The sequence below is a fragment of the Snodgrassella sp. genome (assembly GCF_024103505.1).
Classification (GTDB): Bacteria; Pseudomonadota; Gammaproteobacteria; order Burkholderiales; family Neisseriaceae; genus Snodgrassella; species Snodgrassella communis.
On record NZ_JAGGIJ010000001.1, the window covers coordinates 37470 to 59294 of the forward strand.

The following is a 21825-nucleotide window of genomic DNA, read 5'->3' on the forward strand; positions in this document are numbered from 1 at the left end:
AGCTTAATTATCAAATAAATCAGACTGGACTTTGGCAGGAGCTACTTGTACACGTCGTTCACCTGTGGCGAAGCGGATATTAAGATACTGACCGGTTTTCAGTTTGCTGCCATCATTAATAATGTGTCCGCGCTGATTGGTTACCACGCTGTAACCTCTGGCCAGAATCTGCAAAGGTGAAACAGCCTCCAGTACTGAAGCTTGCTGTTGTAATCGCTGCTGAGCTCGCAGCAGAATATTTTGCCAAAATTGCCGCAACTGCTGTTCACGGTAAGCAAGTGCCTGCTGCGCATGGGTAGTCTGTGGTCGCAAGCTGTTTAGGTTGCGCTGTTGCTGTATCAGACTTTGTTGTTGCTGTCTGAGCTGACGTTGCATGCTTAGTTGTAATTGGCGTTGCAAGTCTGATAGTTGCTGCTGTTGTTGCTGCCAGTTTTGTTGCGGATGTTTTAACTGACGCGCCAACCAGTCGAGTTTCTGTGAAGCATCGTAATAGCGCTGTTGCAATAATTGGCAAATGCGGGTTTGCCATTGAGCAACGGTATGCCGTAATTGTGCCATATCTGGACTAACCAGTTCTGCGGCTGCTGTAGGGGTAGGAGCGCGCACATCGGCAGCAAAATCGGTGAGGGTAAAATCGGTTTCATGGCCAACACCACTAACGCTAGGGATAGCACTTTCTGCTAAGGCTCGTACCACGATTTCTTCATTGTAAGACCATAAATCCTCAATACTGCCACCACCACGGCAGATAATCAGTACATCTGCCTGTGCATGTTCGTTGGCTGTGGCTATGGCAGCTGCAATCTGCTGTTCACTGCCGGCGCCCTGTACCGCAGTTGGATAGACAATCACGCTGATGCCGCTATGACGTCGACGTAACGTTGTTATCACGTCACGCAAAGCTGCTGCGGCCAGACTGGTGACTACGCCCACTACTTTTGGATGGGGTGGTAGCTGGCGTTTACGTTGAGGAGAGAATAAACCTTCCGCAGTTAATTGTTGTTTTAGTCGTTCATAAGCTTCGTATAATTGCCCCAAACCTTTATGCCGGACGGCATTGATGGTAATCTGAAATTCACCACGAGCCTCATAAATGCTGATTTTTCCAGATACTTCAAGGTCATCGCCTTCCTGTAAGGGCTGGCTAAGTTGCTGTGCCACGCCTTTAAACAGTACACATCGAACCTGTGCGCGGGCATCTTTTAAAGAGAAATAATAGTGTCCGCTGGCGGCACGGGTAAGATTGGAGACTTCGCCGCCAATCCATAAACCAACCAGATTCTGTTCGAGTAATTGCCGGGCACATGCATTGAGTTCAGAGACGCTTAATGCAGCTGGAGCAAAGAAATCAGACATAAAACACCATATTTCGAACGATATTGTGGTGCGTATATTATACGACCTTTTCAACAGGGTTTCAGTTCTGTGTATACACCGTGGTATAGTGCCATTTTGTCATTTATGAGCAGAATTATGGGCTGGTTAGCCGGTTTGATACAACGCCACTGGCAACATCCACATACAGGGCTGACCATACTGTTATGGCCGCTGGCACGGATTTTTCAAATAATAGCCATGCTGCGCCGCTGGCTTTATCGAGTCGGGCTATTATCCAGTAAACGGTTGTCCTGTCCGGTGGTGGTAATCGGCAATATTCATGTTGGCGGTGTGGGTAAAACCCCTTTAGTGGCTGCATTAATTCAGGCGTTGCAGCAGCGGCAGATTAAGGTTGGTATCATTAGCCGTGGCTATGGACGTTCCAGCAACGATACGATAATTATCAATGCCTGTACTACTGCTTCAGAAGTCGGAGATGAACCGCTGATGCTGTTTCAGCAAACTCAGGCACCGATTGCTGTTGCCAGTACACGTGAGGCTGCGGGTAAAGCATTGCTACAGGCACATCCGAATTTGCAGCTCTTGCTAAGTGATGATGGTCTGCAACATTATGCCCTTAAGCGGGATCTGGAAATTGTGGTGTTTCCGGCAGCAGATATTGGCAGAAACATGGATTTATTACCTAATGGACCATTACGTGAACCACTTGGTCGTTTGCATTTGGCTGATGGGATAATATTCAGTCAGGGCGATGCAACAGCGATGCAGCGAGCGCAGCAGTTAGGCATACTAAAAACACAGTGGTGTGGTTACAGTAGATTAAATTATGCTGATTTTTATTGCCTGAACCAGCCACAACAGACTGCACAAGCAACAGACTTTGCTGGTAAGAATTGTGCAGCTATCGCTGCTATTGGCCGACCAGAACGTTTTTTTCAGGCATTACAGACTTTGGGCATTGAGCTGAAGCAGACTATCGCGCTGAGCGATCACGCTGTGATTAAGTCAGCAGACTGGCCTCAAGCAGATGTGATTTTTATTACCGAAAAGGATGCAGTGAAGTTGGCAGCACCTTTGCAACATAATATCTGGGTTTTGCCTCTTTCGGCACAAATCTGTCCGGATTTGGCTGAATTTATTCAGACCCGATTACAATTGTGCGCTACTGATACATTGAAAACATGCTCATAATGAAAAAGATGTCATTAATGCTGGCTACTGGTAAAATTTCTATAGATTGACTTGTCAGTACAGGATTGATGGATGGTACAGAAATCAGGATACAAGGAAAATTTTGTTCAGGCTGGATATTTCAGTGTAGTCTGTATCGTCATTTCAATATATGGTAAAGTCATTCATTAATGTTATGTGTTGATTATTAACAGGCAATGCCTTATTCGGTCATCAGGCTGAATGAAAAAAGATAGCTATCGCTTACCACTTGTGTGGTATTAAAGGATAAAAAATGGATCAAAAATATCTGGATATTCTGGTATGCCCCCAATGCAAGGGAAAATTGCAATGGCATCCACAGCAACAGGAACTGTGGTGTAAGGCTTCGCGGCTGGCTTATCCGGTTAAAGACGGCATTCCCTATATGCTGGTAAATGAGGCGCGTGAATTATCTGATGAGGAATGCACAGCGAGCAAATGAGTAATTTTGTCGTATTGATTCCGGCGCGACTGTCTTCCAGCCGCTTGCCCAACAAGGCTTTAGCAGATATTCATGGTAAACCGATGGTTGTGCGGGTAGCAGAGCGCGCCCGTCTGAGTAAAGCCAGTAATGTTGTTGTGGCCACCGACCATATAGATATTCAGGCTGCGTGTGAAGCTCATGGAATTAAAGCCGTATTAACGGGTACAGACCACGAAAGTGGTACTACACGTCTGGCGGAAGCAGCTACTATCCTGAATTTGGCTGATAATGACTGTGTAGTCAATGTACAGGGTGATGAACCGCTGATTGAACCGGAACTGATTAATGCAGTGGCTACGCAATTACAACAAAGCAGTGCTCCAATGGCAACAGCTGCACACTTGTTAACTGATTATGCAGATTTTATTGATGCTAATTGTGTTAAGGTGGTGCTGAATAGCCAGCACAATGCATTGTATTTCAGCCGTGCTTGCATTCCTTGGCCACGTGACCTGATGCGCAGCGGTGCCGAAGTGTTGCCGAAGGATATACCGGTCTATCGTCATATTGGAATTTATGGTTATCGGGTACAATTTCTGCATCAGTATTCTGGTTTAACACCCTCTCCATTAGAGCAGGCAGAATCGCTTGAGCAACTACGGGTATTATGGCATGGCTTTAACATTGCCGTACAAATCACGTCTCATGCACCTGCTGCGGGAGTTGATACGTTGACAGATCTGGAGCGTGTACGAGCCAGTTGGCTGGATACATATAAATAAATATTATTATTTACAGTATATTAGATTAAATTATAGATATATTCAGGAGTTTAAATGAAAATTTTATTGTTGGGTGCGCCTGGTGCTGGTAAAGGCACACAAGCACAATATATTACCGCTGCGTTCAATATTCCGCAGATTTCAACTGGAGATATGCTGCGTGCGGCAGTAAAAGCGGGTACACCACTGGGTATCGAAGCTAAAAAAATTATGGATGCCGGTGGTCTGGTACGTGATGACATTATAATCGGTTTGGTTAAAGAACGCATTGCTCAGCCTGATTGTGCTAACGGCTTTTTGTTTGATGGTTTTCCCCGTACACTGGCTCAGGCCGAAGCCATGGAAAGGGCAGAAGTACATCTGGACGCCGTAGTAGAAATTGCTGTACCTGATGAAGTGATTATTGAACGCTTGTCTGGTCGGCGCGTGCACCCGGCTTCAGGTCGTACCTATCATGTAATATATAATCCACCAAAAGTAGGTGGTGTTGATGATGAAACGGGTGAACCACTGATTCAACGTGACGATGATCAGGAAGAAACCATTAAAAAACGCTTGCAGGTATACCATGAACAGACAGAAGTACTGATTGACTTCTATGGCAAACAGGATGGTGCTACCGCGCCGGATTATATCCGTGTTGATGGCACACAGCCGGTGGAAGCAGTCAAAATTCAGGTATTGGCAGCATTAAAGCTATAATTCTTTGTTCAGGCTGTCTGTTTCCGGATTTAATTTCAAGTGCAGGCAGTCTTTAATTTTGGCTACACTGTGCCAATACTTTTTCCAAATAATTAAGCTGAATAAAATATTCAGTCTCGGAGACTTTGGTATGAATATTGCCAAAACTGTGCTGGTGACTATGCTACTTAGTGTTTGTACTCTGGCATTAGCTCGTAAGGAAACTTTGTATAACGAACATTACATTGGCCCGGATGAGAATCAGGCATGGGAAGAACTTGCTGTGCCGATGCCAGCCTATCCGACTGCTAATGAGCAATGGGCAAACATTTATGTTAACCAGACGTATACAGGCCAGCCAAAATTAATGCTAAACAGTATTTCTATTCATACTGACCATACTGTACATTATATTTTGAATCAGCAATCCAATCAGGGTATTAATAATCTCTCTACTGAAGCCATCCATTGTCCTACACGACGCATGAAAGTATTCGGTTTTGGAGATGATGTTAATAAACGCTGGATACAACCACGCAATAGCCAGTGGAAAGTAATCGGTACTACTCTAAATCAGCTGGATAAAGTGCGTTCTGTGCTGTATCAGACTTTCTGTGAAGACGGATTGCCACGTAATCAGCAGGAATTGATGAAACGTATAACTACCCGCGCAATGCGCTAGACAGGACTTATCGTGGAATGGTTCAGTGATGCTCATATCTGGTGGTTGCTAATTATTGGTTTTAGTGCCGGTTTGATGGATGCCGCTGTAGGCGGTGGTGGGTTGTTACAGATACCAGGACTTTTTGGAGCCTTACCAGCACAAACCAGTGTACCTGTTGTTTTGGGGGTCAATAAATTTGCATCAGCCAGTGGTACGTTGGTAGCCGCGGTACAATACACTAGGCGTATTCCGGTACCATGGGCAATGTTGTTGCCAGCTGCCGTTCTTGCGTTTATTTTTTCCTATTTGGGTTCGCATGTTGTGGTGTATCTGCCTACAGCATGGATGAAACCGTCCATTCTGGTTATTTTAATTGTGATGGCGGTTTATACTTTTCTGAAAAAAGATCTTGGACAAGTTCAGCGTCAGAGCCATCTTAGCCGGCGCGAATATGTTTTTGGTCTGTTTATGGGTGCATTAATCGGTCTGTATGATGGTATTTTTGGTCCAGGTACTGGTAGTTTGCTGGCTTTTATATTTGTGCGCTTTTTTGCCTTTGATTTCATTACTGCTACCGCATCTTCAAAAGTCATCAATCTTACGACCAATCTGGCCGCACTGATTTTCTTTATTCCAAACCATTATGTGGTGTGGCACTGGGCAATTCCATTGGCTGTCGCTAATTTAACTGGCGGGTTAATCGGTGCCAGATTGGCTATGCGTGGTGGCAGTAAACTATTGCGCAAAGGATTTATTATTTTATTATGTATTATGATTGGTAAATTTGGCTGTGATTTACTTTAATTTTTATTTGAAATAATATTTTCTCGGTATATTATAGTTTTATCGTCTTCGGTTGCTTGTTTAAAGCTCTGTATTGCTGGCAGACGTATTTGTTATTTGGTTAGATTTGCGTTTGTGCCGGAAAAATTGCTGCAATAATTCTTTGGATTCAGCTGCCAGTATTCCGCCCAGAACGGCGGTATGCGTATTAAGCTGGCGATTGTTAAATAAATTAATTACACTGCCAGCAGCACCGGTTTTGATTTCAGCAGTACCATAGATCACTCTTTTCACTCTGGCCTGTATTAAGGCGCTGGCACACATGGCACAAGGCTCCAGAGTGACATATACATCACAATCCTGTAAGCGATAATTACTCAGTGCTTTACTGGCAGCGGTTAGCGCCTGTATTTCAGCATGGTGGCTGATATTATGGTCGGTAATACAACGATTATAGCCATAACCAATGAGATTATTTTCGTATACCACAACTGCACCTACCGGCACTTCATTCAGTAACTGTGCCTGCTGCGCTGCATGTAATGCCTGTTGCATCCAGTGTTGCATGATTTTTGCAGACGGAAACAGGGCTACTGGTGGATGCTGTTTTATTTGTTGACGCCAAAATGTTTTCTCTTCAGCGCTCAAGCTCTGTGCAGCACGGTTTTCCACTAAAGCGATAAATTGCCATAACACGCTTTCAGTACTACTTGTACTGATGTTTTTTAACTGTAAAAAAACGGTAATGGCACCACGCCGCTGTAAATCTTCTACACAGTGTATATCAAGCTGTTTTAGGATAGCTATGGTTTTAGGCGCTAAGGGGGGGGTAGTAAATGGCGTACTCATAAGCAAATGGAATGAATGTTGCCCATTATCCTACTATAAATCTGGTCGATTTAAAAAAGAATTTGATCTGCGTAAATTATGTGATTATTACTGAATATGGTTTGTGTATGTACAGATTAAATGTAATATCTTGCTCAGTAAATCCAGCAGCTCATGTTGTGGTATGAGGATGGGACAATCTGCCAGTTGGCAGAATTGTCTGGAAAATAAAACTGAGGTATTGAATAATTAAGCCACATTGATACAACTAAATAATTTCTATTCTGCAAAGTGAAATGATTGAGTTCATTTTAAAAAGTCATAATTCGATAACTTTTGATTTGTTATTTGGCTTGATGTTGCTCTATAACAGCTTGTTCTATAGCAGCTTGATGTACTTCATCGCTGTAATCCTGCTGTTGTTCCGCCATAATCCCTAATTTAATAAATAATGCCTGATCTTTTTCTATCTGAGGATTAGCTGTTGTTAATAATTTATCTCCATAGAATATAGAATTAGCTCCTGCTAAAAAAGCTAATGCCTGTGTCTGTTCATTCATTTGTTGCCTTCCTGCCGATAAACGTACATAGGATTCTGACATCATAATACGGGCAACAGCAATCATTCTGATAAAATCAAACGGTTCTATATCTGGTTCATTTTCTAGAGGTGTACCTTTAACTTTAACTAGATTATTAATGGGAACGCTTTCTGGATGTTGTGGTAAATTGGCTAATTGAATTAATAAATTTGCGCGATCACTGACTGACTCTCCCATACCCAGAATACCACCTGAACAAATTTTCATACCTGCATCTCTTACGTAAGCCAATGTCTGCAATCGATCATTGTATGTATGAGTAGTGATGATGTGACTATAAAATTCGGGTGAAGTATCCAAGTTATGATTATAGTAGTCTAATCCGGCTTCGGCCAAAGCATGGGCTTGATCTGATGTTAATTTACCTAAAGTCATACAAGTTTCCATGCCTAATGCTTTTACACCTTTTATCATCTCTAAGACATAAGGCATATCTCTGACGGTAGGCTGTTTCCATGCTGCTCCCATGCAAAAACGGGTTGAACCTATGGCTTTAGCCGCTTTGGCTTTCTCTATGACCTTTTGTACCTCAAGTAATTTTTCTTTATCTAATCCTGTATTGTAATGGCCGGACTGGGGACAGTATTTACAATCTTCCGGGCAGGCACCTGTTTTAATCGATAATAAGGTTGATACTTGTACTTCATTTGAATTGAAGTGTTGCCGGTGTACAGTTTGAGCCTTAAAAATAAGATCGTTAAAAGGTAGTTGAAATAGTTCCATAACTTCAGGCAAGACCCAGTTATGACGAATAATGCCCAATGACATAATAATTTCCTTTAGTAATAAGCTTGAGATTTTCAATACTGCATACAATTCAATGCTATATTGCCAACCATTTAAAATTATTAAATTGACAAGAAATGGGGATAGGTGTGCAGACGGATGTTGTTTTATCAAAAGTTAATGTCTGTTCGCATCGGTTTTCTCCTCAGCATTAGAAATTGCGATAATACGCTATCATTTGTGACTATGCTAATATTTTTAAATTTTAAAGGCATAATAACGGTAATGGTATCGTGCTGAGGTAAATCTTTTACGCAATGTATATCAAGCTGTTTTAAAATGATTATGGTTGAGAACCAGAAGTAGTATTCTGTCTGGCTAGGGCATTATTCTGCTGTGAATCTGGTTAATCTTGGAAAAGGAATTTGATATGCAAAATTGTGTGATTATTACTGGTCATAATCGCGGTTTGGGGCGCGCTCTGGCTGAATATTATCTGACTCAGGAAATCAGGGTGGTTGGTCTGTCGCGACATGGCTGGGACAATCCGCCAGAACGATTATTGCAATATGTGATTGATTTTGCTGATGCAGAGGCTTTAGCTACACTTGTACAATCAGCCAGTTGGCAGAATAATCTGGAAAATAAGAATGAGGTGATTCTGATTAATAATGCTGGAATCGTGGAACCGAATGCACTGACTGGTCAGCAGGACTATGATGCGATTATTAAAGCGATAGCAGTGAATATTACTGCACCATTATTATTAACTAATGCAGTTATTGCAGCAGCTACTAAGGCAGATATTCGTATTGCACATATCAGTAGTGGTGCTGGCCGTCATGCTATAGCCGGCTGGAGTGTTTATGGTGCTACCAAGGCTGCGCTGGATCAGCATGCAGCAGTTGTAGCTGCCGAGAATCATCCACGCGTACGTATTGCCAGTATTGCGCCCGGAGTGGTGGATACCAATATGCAGCAGAATATTCGTTCGGCGAATGCGGAAAAATTTCCGCTGGTACATAATTTCATTAATTTAAAGGCGAAAAATCAATTACAAAGTGCTGAAGATACGGCATATCAGGTTGCGACCATGATTGCAGCGGAAGATTATGGGCAGCAAACTCAGCGTGATGTGCGGGAATAAACAGGGGTTTGTTATAATAGTTCCCTTTTGTTTTGCCTGTTAATTTCATGACGACTGCCGCTTACCAACAACAATTGTCTGACAAACAACTTTATCTGGAACATTTATTTGCTGACTGCGCTTTCCCGCCAGTGCAGGTTTTTACTTCGCCTGCATCGCATTACCGGATGCGCGCTGAATTTCGCATCTGGCATGATGGGGATGAGTGCAGTTATGCTATGTTTACGCCGGGTGAAAAAGCCAGCGCCGGCAATGTTCACAAATTGTGTAATTTTTCTGTCGCCCATGAAAATATAAATTCATTGATGCCCAAGCTGTTGGATTGTATACAGGCCAGCGAGTTGTTAAAGGCACGGCTGTTTCAGGTTGAGTTTTTAACCACGCTGGCAGGTGACACGCTGGTAACGCTGATTTATCACAAAAAGCTGGATGATGGCTGGATGCACGCAGCCAGCAAATTGGCTGCCGAATTGGGTGTTCAGGTTTTGGGACGCAGTCGGGGGCAGAAAGTGGTTTTGGAGCGTGATTATGTTATTGAACGCTTAAATGTAAATCAGGAGATATTTCAGTATAAACAGTTGGAAGGGGGCTTTACTCAACCCAATGCAGAAGTGTGTCAGTCTATGCTGAGTTGGGCTGTGAATGTGGCGCAAACGATTAATACCGGAGACTTGCTGGAACTATATTGCGGTAATGGTAATTTTACTCTGCCTCTATCACGCCATTTTCGCCGAGTACTGGCTACTGAGGTATCAAAAACTTCTGTGCAGGCTGCACGCTGGAATATTGCAATCAACCAGATAACTAATATTGCGCTGGCTCGGCTGTCGGCTGAGGAATTTACTGAGGCTTATACCGGTGTCAGAACTTTTCAGCGTCTGGCAAGCGAGCACATTAATCTGGCTGATTATCAGTTCAGTTCGGTTTTTGTCGATCCTCCGCGAGCCGGTATTGATCAGGCAACGCTTGAATTGTTACAAAAATTTGACAATATCATTTATGTTTCCTGCAATCCTGTGACTTTGCACGAAAACCTGCAAATACTTCTAACTACGCATGAAGTTAAGCGGGCGGCGATGTTTGACCAATTTCCCTTTACTCCACATATTGAATCGGGTGTCTGGTTAAAAAAGCGTTGATTAATCAATAATTAATATTATTCGTTTTAGTCCTGTGCTCTGAATTTTAAAACGCGCTGATTCTGGCTTGATTTAGCTTTGATACCCATTCTATTTTAACTCTCATCATCAATGATGATTCTGATAAAAAAACTGCCTGACAGCTATCAGGCAGTTTTTTATTGCATAAAGCAATTAATTCTGTTCTTCAGTTTGAGCTTTCTGACGTAAGCGCAAGCCTAATTCACGCAGTTGTTTTTCATCAACATGATTTGGTGCATCTACCAGTAAGTCCTGTGAACGTTGTGTTTTCGGGAAAGCAATAACGTCACGAATAGAGTCAGCACCAGCCATCAATGTAACCAGACGATCCAGACCGAAAGCCAGACCACCATGAGGTGGCGCACCGAATTTCAGGTTGCTTAGTAGAAAACCGAATTTATTCTGTTGTTCTTCTGGCGTAATTTTTAATGCAGCAAATACTTTTTCCTGAATGTCAGCACGATGAATACGGATGGAACCACCACCGATTTCCCAGCCGTTTAACACCATATCATAAGCACGGGCAAGGCATTGTTCAGGTGCGCTTACCAGTAGGTCTTCATGGCCCGCTTTGGGTGCAGTAAACGGGTGATGCATGGCAGACCAGCGTTGTTCTTCTTCATCATATTCAAACATGGGGAAATCAACTACCCATAATGGGCGCCATTCTTCGGTAAAGTAGCCATTGGCTGCACCGTGTTCATGGCCAATTTTGATACGCAGGGCACCAATGGCTTCATTCACGACTTTTGCCTTGTCTGCGCCAAAGAAAATGATATCGCCATTCTGAGCGCCGGTTTTTTCAATAATCGACTGCAATGCGCTATCAGAGAGAAATTTCACAATCGGAGACTGCAAGCCACTGTCTTCGCTATTGTTTATCTTGCTGATATCGTTAACCTTAATATAAGCCAGACCTTTGGCACCATAGATGCCTACAAACTCGGTATAAGTATCGATTTCTTTACGGCTCAATCCGGCACCGTTAGGTACGCGCAATGCCACAACTCGGCCGTTTTTCATGTCGGCAGCAGCACGGAATACTTTAAATTCTTCCGTTTTCATGACATCTGTAAGCTCGGTAAATTGCAGGTTTACTCGTAAATCCGGCTTGTCTGAACCATACAGGAACATGGCGTCATGCCAGCTCATGCGTGGGAAAGTTGGCAGATCTACGGATAATGCTTCCTGAAATACCAGTTTAACCATGTTTTCCGTGATATCCATGATTTCGTTTTCGCTAAGGAACGAAGTCTCTAAGTCAATCTGGGTAAATTCAGGTTGACGGTCAGCACGTAAATCTTCATCACGGAAACATTTAACAATCTGGTAGTAACGGTCAAATCCCGCCACCATCAGTAATTGTTTGAATAATTGAGGAGACTGAGGCAGGGCAAAAAACTCACCCGGGAAGACACGGCTTGGCACTAGATAATCGCGGGCGCCTTCTGGAGTGGAGCGGGTAAGCATCGGTGTTTCGATATCAATAAATCCCTGACTATCCAGATAACGGCGTACAGCCATAGCGACACGGTAGCGCAGACGCAGATTATTCTGCATAACTGGACGGCGCAAATCAATTACCCTGTTGGTTAGGCGCACATTTTCACTGATGCTTTCATCATCAATCAGAAAAGGAGGGGTAGCGGCAGTATTGAGTATATCAATTTCTTTGGCTAAGAGTTCAATGCCGCCAGAGATCATTTTATCGTTTTTGGTACCTTCTGGGCGTGCGCGAACACGACCAGTAATGCTCAAGACATATTCATTACGGGCAGAGTCGGCCAAGGTAAATGCTTCGGGTGTATCCGGGTCTATAACTACTTGTACAATGCCTTCTCGGTCACGCAAGTCAATAAATATTACACCGCCATGGTCACGGCGGCGATGTACCCAGCCTTGTACGGTGACAGTCTGGTCGAGGTATTGCTCGTTAATTAAGCCACAATAGTTGGTTCGCATTTTAATGCCTTTGTTGCAGTGATTACGGTTAATTTTGTCATCAGGAATATTATCCCTGCCAAGTGCGGTACTAGTGCGGTTTGGCTGGGTTGTGTAACGGGAAAATAGCCTGTAGTGACTGTTTATGTGGAGGTTCATCTGGCTGTACCATGCCTAGCGAAATAACATATTTCAGTGCATCGTCCACACTCATGTCTATTTCGCGTACATCTTTCTTGTTGACCATAATATAGTAGCCACCAGTAGGATTGGGCGTAGTAGGTACATATACAGAAATATATTCGTCTGTTGGTGTATCGCCAGTCTGATGAGGCAGGGCAGACGCAATATTATCTGGTATGTGGCCAGAAACAAATCCTATAGTCCAGATATCATGATGCGGAAACGGTATCAGTACAGGTGTTTTAAACGACTGGCGGGAATCTGACAATAATGATTCAGATACTTTTTTAACGCCGGAATAAATGCTTTTTACGACCGGAATACGTCCCCAAAAAGCGTCCCAAGCAGCCAATATTCTGCGTCCTAACACATTTGCTGTCAGTAAACCGGTAAAAAATACAATTATAAGCGCCGCCAGCAAACCTATACCATGAAGTTTAAACCCCAAAAATGCCTGTGGTTGCCAGCGTGCCGGTAAAATGTTGACAAGCTGATCTGCCATGCCAATGATGTAACTGATTACCCAGATTGTTACAATAATGGGCAGCCATACCAGCACTCCAGTGAGCATGTATTTCTTTAGGGATTTTTTCAGTTTTCCGCTCTCGGCAGGCTGTTGCGCCATGGTGTAGTTATGTCCTTTTAGTCTGCTCAGTTTACAAATATCAAATTCTATATTATACCTACATTTGGTTGTTTTCACACCGACTATTACTGAAGTTGATTAAATTCAATTTTAAACGGATAGTTTGTGCAGATATAAGCTGTCTTTATCAGTCTTTACCCGTAATTAATCTTCTGAGCATAAACACAACTTGCGGTAAATTAGTTTTAATGAGATGTATCCGATAAGTTGAAAACCGATATGCTATTTATTCAGTATGATTCGGGAAGTGTCTTTTGTTATATGATGGTATTCTATTATAGATATTTCAAGTTTTTTATATGCAATTCAAATTTTTAGTTTACGCATGAGAATGGTTGCATGAGTAATATTTATATAAATATTTAATTATAAAAGAATAATGTCTAATATTTCACTATTTGTATCTTTTAAATCGGATTACCTGAACTTTCATCGAAATAGTGTCAATAAGCTTGCACATATCTTTATCTAGATCGTTACAGGGTTCTTTAAATCTTCTGCTCAAATCAGTTATGGTAGTATTTTCTATCAATAAATCATTATCGGATGTATGAACCGATATTCTCTTGCGCTTAGGAAAAGCTTATTGGGAAATTTGGAAATTCAATATACAACCTGATGTCAATTTAAATTCCTAATCTAGAAACGCTTGAATTATTTATTATTTTTACTTGATTTTCAATAGATTACCAGTAGAAACTAATGTAAATTTATTTGGTATAATATATTTGGTGTAAATATAAAATTTAATTATATATTTTTAGGGAAGCTATAACTGTCTATATGACAAGTATGCGTTTTGCCAGTGCTTGGTTACCGTGGTGGGTTGTGGGTGTCTGTGGATCTTATCTATTACCCTCGCCTGTAATTTTGCCGTGGTTATATGCTTTTGTTACTTTGGTTGTATTGACAGTGTGGACAGGCTGGCAATGGTGTCGATTTGGCTGTGCAATCTGTGCTGGTGTGATATTTGCGTTATGGCGCACTGATATAGTATTGCAACAGCAATGGCCACTAACTGATAAAGCACAGTTACTAGATGTTGTTATTCAAGTAGCAGATATTCCCCAGCAGGATCAGCAGCGCAGCCGCTTTGTGGCACAGGTAACGTTACCAAATGGCCAACAGCAGCAATGGCTACTGACGGATTACACAAAACAATCATGGCCACCGGGCAGCAGATGGCAGATAAGGGCAAAAGTACGTGCTATTATTGGCGAAAACAATAAGGTTGGTTTCAACAGGGAAGCCTGGGCACTGGCTAATCATATTGGTGCGATGGGTACTATTGTCAAAGGGCAGCGTAAAGCATTACCTGCGTCAACTGGCTGGCAGCAATGGCTGGTTCAATGGCGTGTATGGTGTAGTGCACGCTGGCAGGCACAGATTCAGGCTTACCCGCAGGGTGTTGCTTTGCTCAAAGCGCTTGCCGTCGGTGAGCAGTCTGCATTACCCGCAGCAGCATGGCAAATATTTCGCCCACTTGGATTGAATCATTTGGTTAGTATTTCTGGTCTGCATGTCGGTATGCTAGCGATGTTAGCTGCATGGTTATGCGGCAAATGCTTGCTGTATTTACCCATACGTGTGTACCAGCCATGGATTTACACACGATGTACAGCTGTGCTTACCGCTATTATCTACAGTGCACTGGCTGGTTTTGCTGTACCCACCCAGCGCAGTATGCTGATGATTATTATTCTGGCGTTAACGTGGCGACGCGGGTATTTGCGTGCTTTTCAGCTATGGTGGTTAACGATAGCGATTGTGTTGCTGTTTGATCCTCTGGCTGTGTTAAGCGTTGGATTCTGGTTGTCTTTTCTACTGGTTGCTGTGTTGATGTGGGCAGGTGAGGGCTATGGCCATACTGCCAAATGGCGGCAGTTGGTACTGGCACAGTGGGCAGCTGGGCTGGCTTCGGTGGTACTGGTGGCTTTTTGTTTTGGTTCGGTACCGATAATATCCCCGCTTGTGAATGCATTGGCAATTCCTTGGTTCACGCTGATTCTGGTACCGCTGGCTTTACTGTCATTAATTATTCCCTTGGATATTTTGCGTACAGTTGCCTCTTATCTGAGTGAACAAACCATGCGTTTGCTATACACAATAGCTGATTATGCCCCTGAATATTATCCAGCCCACGCACCTCTGGCATTGTGGGTGTTGGCGATTATTGCCGTTTTGCTATTACTGCTGCCGCGGGGCTGGTATTTACGTCCATTATGTCTGTTGATTGTGCTGCTATTGCTCTGTTATCAGCCACCACGCCCAGCTCAGGGTGAGACCGTTGTCAGAATATGGGATATCGGACAGGGTTTGGCTGTAAGTATTAGTACGGCAAAACACGAATTATTGTTTGATACAGGAACCGCCTATGCGGCACAATCTGCATTATTACCCAATTTACGTGCTGCCGGTATCAGACAGCTGGATACGCTGGTGTTGTCGCATAATGATAGCGACCATGATGGTGGTACGCTGCTGATTAAGCAGCATCTGCAACCGCGAAGCATTATTGTCGGGCAACCGCAAGCATATTCATTTCCAGTACAAGCATGTAAGGGTGGTACCAACTGGCAATGGGATGGAGTATGGTTTGAATTTCTCAACCTACCAGTGGAAGCCAAAAGCGGAAAAAATGAACATAGCTGTGTGTTACGCGTTGTGAGTTCAGATAAAGCCATACTAATTACTGGTGATTTAGGTAAAAAAGGTGAACGTGCTTTAGTGACGGCTTATGGTGATAATTTATTTAGCCAGATTTTAATTTTAGGTCATCATGGTAGCCGTAATTCAAGCGATATAAATTTTATTCGTACTGTGGCGCCACAATATGCTGTTGTCAGTGCCGGTTTTGCCAATCCTTATGGTCACCCTCATGTAGAGGTACAGCAATTACTGGCGCAGGAAGGTATTATGCTGTTACGCACAGATCGGATGGGAGGTTTGCAGACACGTTTATCTGCCAGTCCATTACATTGGAATCCATTGCATAACTATCGACCTTACTGGCAGCGTAAACCGGTGTCAGAAAAAATACTACAATAGCCTTATACATTAGTCCTCTAAATGGGATAATATATTGGCGTATAATGATAATTGTTTGTTGGTCGGATTGAAGGACTCAAGATGCATTGGCGTAGAATTTGTTCTTTGGGCTTGATGGGGCTATTGATGGCTGCTTGTGCTACGCCGGAACAAAAAGCTGCTCGGGCGGCGGCGGAAAAAGCGGCTGAACAGAAACTTCAGCTGGATTTGGCTGCACAATGTGATGCGCGTACTGCTGAATTGATGCAGGCACAAATGCAAAATCCGGCTTTTTTTTCTGATCCTGCCAATGCCAGAATAGCGGAAGAATACCGGCAAAAGATTAATCTGCCGATTTTTCAGAGCTGTTATAAACTGGCTTGGAATAATTATGTGAATCAGGTTAAATTACAACAGGCGCGAGACTGGGCAATGCAGCGCAGATGGGATGATGACATGAATTGGATGATGTTCAGGCCACGCTGGTGTCGCAGCTCCCATAACGGACATACATATGTATACCGGTGCTGACAGCGAAATAAAACAGGCAGATTTTAGCTGCCTGTTTTATTTAATCACACTTGCTATTATTGGCTCAGTACATCTACGCCCTTGGGTGGGGTAAATTTAAACTGGCTGCGGTTAAATTGTGGATGGGTATTGATTTTGCTAAAAGTGATGGTAGTTTGATTGCCAAAACTGTCTTTTAATTGCATGTTGGCCAGATTATCGCCACGAAAGCCTATACGAATATTCTGATAGCCGGTATTACTGCGTTTTGGTATGGCACGAACATAGTCGATGCCATCGCTATTGCCATCGTCTGACAAAGAATAATTGGCGTTCAATGCTGATTTGTTGGATAGAATGGCTGCCGGTGAATCACCAATTGTCTGATTTTGCTCTTGTTTGGTTACCTGAGCCAAATCTTGATCATATAACCAGACGGTTTTACCGTCACCAACAATAGTCTGTTTATAAGGCTGCGTGTATTCCCAGCGAAAAAGCCCCGGGCGTTGAATGGCAAATGTCCCAGATGTGGTTTGAGTACGTTTTTTACTGTGAACTGTCTGGGTAAACTGGCCTGATATACCATCTGTATCAGAGTTGAACTTTTGCAGAGTATCTAAACCGCCAGCATTAACCAGTGCACAACTGATGACCATTACGCCACTAAGCACAGCTCTACTCAAAATTCGCATTGATTACTCCTTTGCTTAACTATTGGTGAATATTTTAGCGGGTTATAGCTAAAGTTCAACCAGAAATTGACAGATAATTGCCGGTTCAGTAGGTTAATTTAGTAATGGGGGGTGAAAATTATTTCCCAATCGACCAACAAAATGGCAAAATTATTTTAATCGATTTTATAGAAATGATTTGCAGTTTTATGCTTTTCAGGTTGGTTGCAGCTAGAATAAGCGGCTTGAAACAGAGTTATAAATTAAAAATACTAATCTTAAAATATGTCATGCATTGTCCATTGCATAAAATAAATCATTTGTTATGACAGTATTTTTTAACATTTGAATTATATTTTAATTATGTAAGAACGAAATAAGATTAATTGCGCAATATAAATACTAATGAAAAATCATTATTCTATAAGATTTCTCATTAGTATTGGTTTAACTAATTAACGTTTTGCTGCCTGCTCAAAACGAGCAAAATCCTGTTTTGCTTGCTGAAGTTTAATTTTGTTTTCATTCAGTTTATTTTGCAAATGAGCGATTTTATGGCTGTCATTTTTAGCCTGAGCCTTGTCCAGTTTACGCTGAGTATCGTTAAGGTTATAGTTTAATTTGTCGATTCTCAGGGTATATTTGCGCCGTAAATCTTCGTTGCTACAGTTTTGGGCAATATTAGCTTTTTTTCTGTTTAATCGATTAATCTGTTTCTGATTATTGTTGGCGCGAGCATATTGCAGCTGTTGTTCAATCTGTTGTTGTTTTTCTTTACAGGTTTGCCAATTGTTATCCGCCATGGCAGGAAAGGTAACTGATAAAGCCAGAACAAGCAGGGTACCTTTGAGCGTACGTGAGTGATTCATGTATTTATCCTTTTGCGTTAACGATTTTATATTGTGAAACCAATAGACACTTTGTGCTGCATGTAAAGTTAAATCTATTTAAATGGCAGTTTAATTTATATGGGCAGGGCATGTATACTTATTAATAATTTATTTTACGTTTATTTTTGAAAATGTCTATTGCTGTTTTGCTGGAATCAGCCTTACTAAGTTGTCAGCCAGCTGAAAAATGTACTCTGAGTATCGAAGCACAACAGATGTGTGCACAAACGCCAGCAAATGCCTTACAACGGGATGAATGCGCTGTAATCAAAGATTTTCGTTTTGCCGGCCATCCGCTGAAGCCAGAATTAGTATCGCCGGACAAAGTTACAAGTCGCAAATTTACGACAGCAGAAGGCTATGCAGCTTTACTGCATGCGGTTTGTCATATTGAGTTTAATGCAATCAATCTGGCGCTTGATGCAGCCTATCGTTTCAGGTTGTTACCGGAAGAATTTACGCGCGATTGGGTGCGCATTGCCGCTGAAGAAGCTCATCATTTCCAGCTTATGCGAAAGCGTTTACAGACACTCGGTTACGATTACGGTGATTTTTCCGCGCATAATCATTTGTGGGACATGGCTTATAAAACTGCATTTGATCCGCTGCTGCGTATGGCTCTGGTACCCAGAGTGCTGGAAGCGCGTGGATTGGATGTTACTCCGGGAATGCGTGCTAAAATAGCGCAAAAGGGCGATGATGCTACATGTGCCGTTCTGGATATTATTTATCACGACGAAGTAGGTCATGTGCAGGTGGGAAATTATTGGTATCAGTATCTATGCAGACTGCGTGGTCTGGAACCATTGGCTTTATTTCGGCGCTTACTCAGTCGCTATGATTTATTTATTTTTCGTGGCTATGTAAATATGGATGCACGCGAGCAGGCAGGTTTCTCACGTTTCGAACTGGAAATGCTGGAAAATTTTGAGCAAAACCGCCAGTCTGATATACACAACTGGCGGCTGGCTCTGCAAAATTAAATGTAATCGCTATATAAATAGTATCTAAAGTTACTGTGTTATATGAGAGTTTGTCAGTTTATTTCATTGCAGCAGCTAGAGCATTGACATTATAACGGAACATATCAATATAGGTAGCAGCAGGCGTGCTTTTACTTAATGCATCGGAATACAGGCGACCGCTGATTCTGGTTTGAGTTTCACTGGCAATCCGCTGTACCATTTTCGGATTTTTTATATTTTCAATAAAAATGGCTTTAATATGCTCGCGCCGAATCTGGTTGATGATTGCTGCTACTTGTCTCGCTGACGGTTCTGCTTCTGTACTTACGCCCTGCGGAGCGATGAATTGAATCCGATAACGTTTAGCCATGTAGGCAAAAGCATCGTGTCCGGTCAGTACTTTTCGTTTTTCTGGCGGTACAGCATTAAACATTTTGCTGGCCCAGCTATTTAATTCCGCAAGCTGCTGTTGATAAATGGCCAGCCGCTGCTGGTAATAGGCTTTACCTTGCGGATCTACACTGATTAGTGCATTGGCAATATTACGCGCATAGGTTTGCATCAGCACCGGATCATTCCACACATGCGGATCGGTATGCTGATGGTGATTGTGTCCATCATCTGTCATCATCAAAGGCTGAATTCCCTTAGTAATAATAAACACGGGAATACGGCTTTGCTGGGCTGCACGTTGTAAAGATAATGGTTCCAGTCCTAAACCATTGAGCAAAATCAGCTTGGCTGTACGCATTTTGCGCAAATCCTTGCTTACCAGCTGATACATGTGCGCATCCTGATCGGTACCAATCAGGCTATCTACTTGAACGCGTTCACCACCAATTTGCTGAGTTATATCACCGAGAATACTGAAGCTGGTAATGACGGGTACAGGGGCAGCATAAATCATGCGTGCAAAGCCCGTCAGACAAAAGGTTAACAAGCAGATAAAAAAGCCACGTTTCATTATCATATCTCCTAAAATGTTTATTAATCAATACTCTATTTCAGGCAACATGGTGGCGTTGGCGTCTGTATAAACGCCATAAAATACCACTTTCGCTGCCGACAAATAATGACAAAATATAGACAAAGCCACAGCACAAAATAATGGCTGGGCCGGAAGGCAAATCAATATAGTAAGACAATAACAGGCCAATGTAGCCACAAACTACTGCAATAATGGCTGCTATTGTCATCATACCGCCCATGGTTCTATGCCATAAGCGTGCACTGATGGCGGGCAGCATCATTAATCCTACTGACATCAGTGTGCCCAGTGCCTGAAAGCCTGAGACTAGATTCAGTACCACAAGTATCAAAAATATAATATGCCATAGTGTTCCCTTGCCATTTACAGAACGTAAAAACAAAGGGTCGATACTTTCGAGCATAAGCGGCCGATATATAACCGCCAGTACCACCATGGTAATACTGCTGACAATGGCGACCAAAGTTAATGCCGCCCGATCCACTGAAAGAATGGATCCAAACAATAAATTAAGCAAATCTACGCTATTACCACCTCTACTTACCAATACAACACCAAGTGCCAGACAGGTAAGAAAAAAAGCTGCAAAACTGGCATCTTCGCGCACATTGGCAAAGCGGCTGGCAAGCCCAGCCAGTAAAGCCATTAGCAAACCGGCCATAAAGCCACCTATACTCATTGCTGGCAGACTTAAACCTGCCAACATATAACCTACTGCTGCGCCCGGTAAAATAGCATGCCCCAGAGCATCTCCTACCAAACTCATTCGCCGCATCATCAGAAAAACACCTACCGGTGCTGCCCCTACAGCCAAGAATACTATTGAGCACAGGGCAAAACGCATAAAATCGTAATCAGCAAAAGGCTCTAGAAGTAATTGGGCAATATTCATTGATTTACCTATCACACCACTGGTTCTGTTCATATTGTTGCATGGCTTTTGCAGCCTGTTGCAAATATTGATCTGTTAATACGCTGTCAGTTTTTCCAGCGGCAATTTTTTCACGCGCAATCAGCAGGGTATTGGGGAAATAGGCTTGTACCTGTTCGTAATCATGCAAAACGGTAATCACTGTACAATGCTGTTGCTGTTGGTGCGCTTTGAGAATATCAAGCAAAGCAAAAGTAGTGGCAGCGTCTACGGCATTAAATGGCTCATCCAGCAATAGTACTTTGGCATTCTGAATCAGCATGCGTGCCAGTAATACACGTTGAAACTGTCCGTTGGATAATTGGGCAATACTGCGCTGCTTATATTGCAGCATGCCTACCTCATTTAATACGCTCAGAATACGTTGATGCATGTTTGTAGATATACCGGAAAAAAAGCCGGTTTCATACCATAGTCCCATTGCTACCAGCTCAAAAACACTCATTGGCTGGCTGCGATCAATATCAGATTGTTGGGGTAGATAGGCAATATCCGACCGTTGCAAGTGTTGCCAGCGAATCTCGCCACTATCAAGGGGGACAAGATGCATGATGGCTTTCAGCAATGTTGATTTACCCGCACCATTAGGACCAAATATAGCCCACATTTCATTGGGATTAAAATCAATACTAATATGGTGAATAGCCGGACGGTGCCGATAGCTCACAGTAACATTCTCAACTTGAATACTCATGATGCGGATACTGCCCATGCATACATTAACCA

Annotated in this window: 21 protein-coding genes; 11 read left to right on the plus strand and 10 right to left on the minus strand. The window is 42.7% G+C overall.

The annotated features are described in order from the left end of the window. Positions 1-3: 3 nt before the first annotated feature. Positions 4-1356: an exodeoxyribonuclease VII large subunit gene (xseA, locus tag J6578_RS00180; RefSeq protein ID WP_287953575.1), complete on the minus strand. Its 1353-nt coding sequence runs from the start codon at positions 1354-1356 to the stop codon at positions 4-6. A 69-nt stretch (positions 1357-1425) separates the two neighbouring features. Between xseA and lpxK the strand changes: the two genes are divergently transcribed. The 6 genes from lpxK to J6578_RS00210 all read left to right on the plus strand — a co-directional run bounded on the left by lpxK (position 1426) and on the right by J6578_RS00210 (position 5905). Next, positions 1426-2529, plus strand: coding sequence for a tetraacyldisaccharide 4'-kinase (gene lpxK / locus J6578_RS00185; RefSeq protein WP_353846639.1), 1104 nt, complete (start codon positions 1426-1428; stop codon positions 2527-2529). A gap of 274 nt (positions 2530-2803) precedes the next feature. Continuing rightward, positions 2804-2992: a Trm112 family protein gene (locus J6578_RS00190; protein ID WP_037405459.1), complete on the plus strand. Its 189-nt coding sequence runs from the start codon at positions 2804-2806 to the stop codon at positions 2990-2992. After that, positions 2989-3756 (plus strand): 3-deoxy-manno-octulosonate cytidylyltransferase, encoded by a 768-nt coding sequence (gene kdsB, locus J6578_RS00195; RefSeq protein WP_239348875.1) that lies wholly within the window; start codon positions 2989-2991, stop codon positions 3754-3756. Before J6578_RS00190 ends, kdsB begins: the two co-directional genes overlap by 4 nt. 54 nt (positions 3757-3810) lie before the next feature. Next, positions 3811-4458 (plus strand): adenylate kinase, encoded by a 648-nt coding sequence (gene adk / locus J6578_RS00200; RefSeq protein WP_100139018.1) that lies wholly within the window; start codon positions 3811-3813, stop codon positions 4456-4458. Positions 4459-4588: 130 nt separating this feature from the next. Next, positions 4589-5119 carry a CNP1-like family protein gene (locus J6578_RS00205; protein WP_093090365.1) on the plus strand — a complete coding sequence of 177 codons (531 nt, stop codon included), beginning with the start codon at positions 4589-4591 and terminating at the stop codon, positions 5117-5119. Between the two features lie 9 nt (positions 5120-5128). Beyond that, on the plus strand, positions 5129-5905 hold the full coding sequence (locus J6578_RS00210; RefSeq protein ID WP_369796814.1) for a sulfite exporter TauE/SafE family protein: 777 nt from the start codon (positions 5129-5131) through the stop codon (positions 5903-5905). A 60-nt stretch (positions 5906-5965) separates the two neighbouring features. On the opposite strand, the gene tadA is transcribed toward J6578_RS00210, so the two are convergent. Both tadA and bioB read right to left on the minus strand, forming a co-directional pair. After that, a complete protein-coding gene (tadA, locus tag J6578_RS00215) occupies positions 5966-6733 on the minus strand; it encodes a tRNA adenosine(34) deaminase TadA (RefSeq protein ID WP_287953576.1) in 768 nt (255 codons plus the stop codon). Positions 6734-7056: 323 nt separating this feature from the next. Further along, on the minus strand, positions 7057-8082 hold the full coding sequence (gene bioB, locus J6578_RS00220; protein ID WP_287953578.1) for a biotin synthase BioB: 1026 nt from the start codon (positions 8080-8082) through the stop codon (positions 7057-7059). Positions 8083-8470: 388 nt separating this feature from the next. Here bioB and J6578_RS00225 point away from each other — a divergent pair, with 388 nt between their 5' ends. Further along, a complete protein-coding gene (locus J6578_RS00225; RefSeq protein WP_093090371.1) occupies positions 8471-9187 on the plus strand; it encodes an SDR family NAD(P)-dependent oxidoreductase in 717 nt (238 codons plus the stop codon). Between the two features lie 47 nt (positions 9188-9234). Further along, entirely contained in the window at positions 9235-10326 is a 1092-nt protein-coding gene (trmA, locus tag J6578_RS00230) for a tRNA (uridine(54)-C5)-methyltransferase TrmA (protein ID WP_287953580.1), read from the plus strand. Positions 10327-10500: 174 nt separating this feature from the next. Here trmA and aspS read toward each other — a convergent pair whose 3' ends face one another. Continuing rightward, the gene (gene aspS / locus J6578_RS00235) at positions 10501-12309 is read right to left on the minus strand and encodes an aspartate--tRNA ligase (protein WP_100151023.1); all 1809 of its coding nucleotides are present in this window, start codon (positions 12307-12309) and stop codon (positions 10501-10503) included. A gap of 70 nt (positions 12310-12379) precedes the next feature. Continuing rightward, positions 12380-13096, minus strand: coding sequence for a DUF502 domain-containing protein (locus tag J6578_RS00240; protein ID WP_093090377.1), 717 nt, complete (start codon positions 13094-13096; stop codon positions 12380-12382). An 804-nt stretch (positions 13097-13900) separates the two neighbouring features. Here J6578_RS00240 and J6578_RS00245 point away from each other — a divergent pair. Together J6578_RS00245 and J6578_RS00250 are read left to right on the plus strand one after the other, a co-directional pair. Further along, positions 13901-16165 carry a DNA internalization-related competence protein ComEC/Rec2 gene (locus J6578_RS00245; protein WP_287953582.1) on the plus strand — a complete coding sequence of 755 codons (2265 nt, stop codon included), beginning with the start codon at positions 13901-13903 and terminating at the stop codon, positions 16163-16165. Positions 16166-16246: 81 nt separating this feature from the next. Beyond that, positions 16247-16675, plus strand: a complete 429-nt coding sequence (locus J6578_RS00250) for a hypothetical protein (RefSeq protein ID WP_141683392.1) — start codon at positions 16247-16249, stop codon at positions 16673-16675. A gap of 56 nt (positions 16676-16731) precedes the next feature. Here the strand turns inward: J6578_RS00250 and lolA are convergent, their stop codons facing one another. Together lolA and J6578_RS00260 are read right to left on the minus strand one after the other, a co-directional pair. After that, positions 16732-17310 (minus strand): outer membrane lipoprotein periplasmic chaperone LolA, encoded by a 579-nt coding sequence (lolA, locus tag J6578_RS00255; protein ID WP_239364940.1) that lies wholly within the window; start codon positions 17308-17310, stop codon positions 16732-16734. A 470-nt stretch (positions 17311-17780) separates the two neighbouring features. Beyond that, positions 17781-18194 (minus strand): DUF1090 domain-containing protein, encoded by a 414-nt coding sequence (locus J6578_RS00260; RefSeq protein WP_093090385.1) that lies wholly within the window; start codon positions 18192-18194, stop codon positions 17781-17783. A 146-nt stretch (positions 18195-18340) separates the two neighbouring features. On the opposite strand from J6578_RS00260, the gene J6578_RS00265 reads away from it, so the two are divergent. Further along, complete coding sequence (locus tag J6578_RS00265; protein WP_420894913.1) at positions 18341-19198, plus strand: ferritin-like domain-containing protein; 858 nt, start codon at positions 18341-18343, stop codon at positions 19196-19198. Positions 19199-19256: 58 nt separating this feature from the next. Here the strand turns inward: J6578_RS00265 and J6578_RS00270 are convergent, their stop codons facing one another. From J6578_RS00270 to J6578_RS00280, 3 genes are all read right to left on the minus strand, one after another. Continuing rightward, positions 19257-20087, minus strand: coding sequence for a metal ABC transporter solute-binding protein, Zn/Mn family (locus J6578_RS00270; RefSeq protein ID WP_287953853.1), 831 nt, complete (start codon positions 20085-20087; stop codon positions 19257-19259). Between the two features lie 97 nt (positions 20088-20184). Next, positions 20185-21060: a metal ABC transporter permease gene (locus J6578_RS00275; protein WP_100139008.1), complete on the minus strand. Its 876-nt coding sequence runs from the start codon at positions 21058-21060 to the stop codon at positions 20185-20187. Between the two features lie 4 nt (positions 21061-21064). After that, entirely contained in the window at positions 21065-21793 is a 729-nt protein-coding gene (locus J6578_RS00280; protein ID WP_176715015.1) for a metal ABC transporter ATP-binding protein, read from the minus strand. Positions 21794-21825: the final 32 nt, after the last annotated feature.

What these genes read in the sequence shown, in the direction of transcription:
- lolA (WP_239364940.1), bottom strand. Translation starts at nt 17,310, where the DNA reads ATGGTCATCAGTTGTGCACTGGTTAATGCTGGCGGTTTAGATACTCTG.
- J6578_RS00190 (WP_037405459.1), top strand. Translation starts at nt 2,804, where the DNA reads ATGGATCAAAAATATCTGGATATTCTGGTATGCCCCCAATGCAAGGGA.
- J6578_RS00245 (WP_287953582.1), top strand. Translation starts at nt 13,901, where the DNA reads ATGACAAGTATGCGTTTTGCCAGTGCTTGGTTACCGTGGTGGGTTGTG.
- J6578_RS00240 (WP_093090377.1), bottom strand. Translation starts at nt 13,096, where the DNA reads ATGGCGCAACAGCCTGCCGAGAGCGGAAAACTGAAAAAATCCCTAAAG.
- xseA (WP_287953575.1), bottom strand. Translation starts at nt 1,356, where the DNA reads ATGTCTGATTTCTTTGCTCCAGCTGCATTAAGCGTCTCTGAACTCAAT.
- J6578_RS00225 (WP_093090371.1), top strand. Translation starts at nt 8,471, where the DNA reads ATGCAAAATTGTGTGATTATTACTGGTCATAATCGCGGTTTGGGGCGC.
- J6578_RS00205 (WP_093090365.1), top strand. Translation starts at nt 4,589, where the DNA reads ATGAATATTGCCAAAACTGTGCTGGTGACTATGCTACTTAGTGTTTGT.
- kdsB (WP_239348875.1), top strand. Translation starts at nt 2,989, where the DNA reads ATGAGTAATTTTGTCGTATTGATTCCGGCGCGACTGTCTTCCAGCCGC.
- aspS (WP_100151023.1), bottom strand. Translation starts at nt 12,309, where the DNA reads ATGCGAACCAACTATTGTGGCTTAATTAACGAGCAATACCTCGACCAG.
- J6578_RS00260 (WP_093090385.1), bottom strand. Translation starts at nt 18,194, where the DNA reads ATGAATCACTCACGTACGCTCAAAGGTACCCTGCTTGTTCTGGCTTTA.
- trmA (WP_287953580.1), top strand. Translation starts at nt 9,235, where the DNA reads ATGACGACTGCCGCTTACCAACAACAATTGTCTGACAAACAACTTTAT.
- adk (WP_100139018.1), top strand. Translation starts at nt 3,811, where the DNA reads ATGAAAATTTTATTGTTGGGTGCGCCTGGTGCTGGTAAAGGCACACAA.
- J6578_RS00280 (WP_176715015.1), bottom strand. Translation starts at nt 21,793, where the DNA reads ATGAGTATTCAAGTTGAGAATGTTACTGTGAGCTATCGGCACCGTCCG.
- J6578_RS00275 (WP_100139008.1), bottom strand. Translation starts at nt 21,060, where the DNA reads ATGAATATTGCCCAATTACTTCTAGAGCCTTTTGCTGATTACGATTTT.
- bioB (WP_287953578.1), bottom strand. Translation starts at nt 8,082, where the DNA reads ATGTCATTGGGCATTATTCGTCATAACTGGGTCTTGCCTGAAGTTATG.
- tadA (WP_287953576.1), bottom strand. Translation starts at nt 6,733, where the DNA reads ATGAGTACGCCATTTACTACCCCCCCCTTAGCGCCTAAAACCATAGCT.
- J6578_RS00250 (WP_141683392.1), top strand. Translation starts at nt 16,247, where the DNA reads ATGCATTGGCGTAGAATTTGTTCTTTGGGCTTGATGGGGCTATTGATG.
- J6578_RS00270 (WP_287953853.1), bottom strand. Translation starts at nt 20,087, where the DNA reads ATGATTTATGCTGCCCCTGTACCCGTCATTACCAGCTTCAGTATTCTC.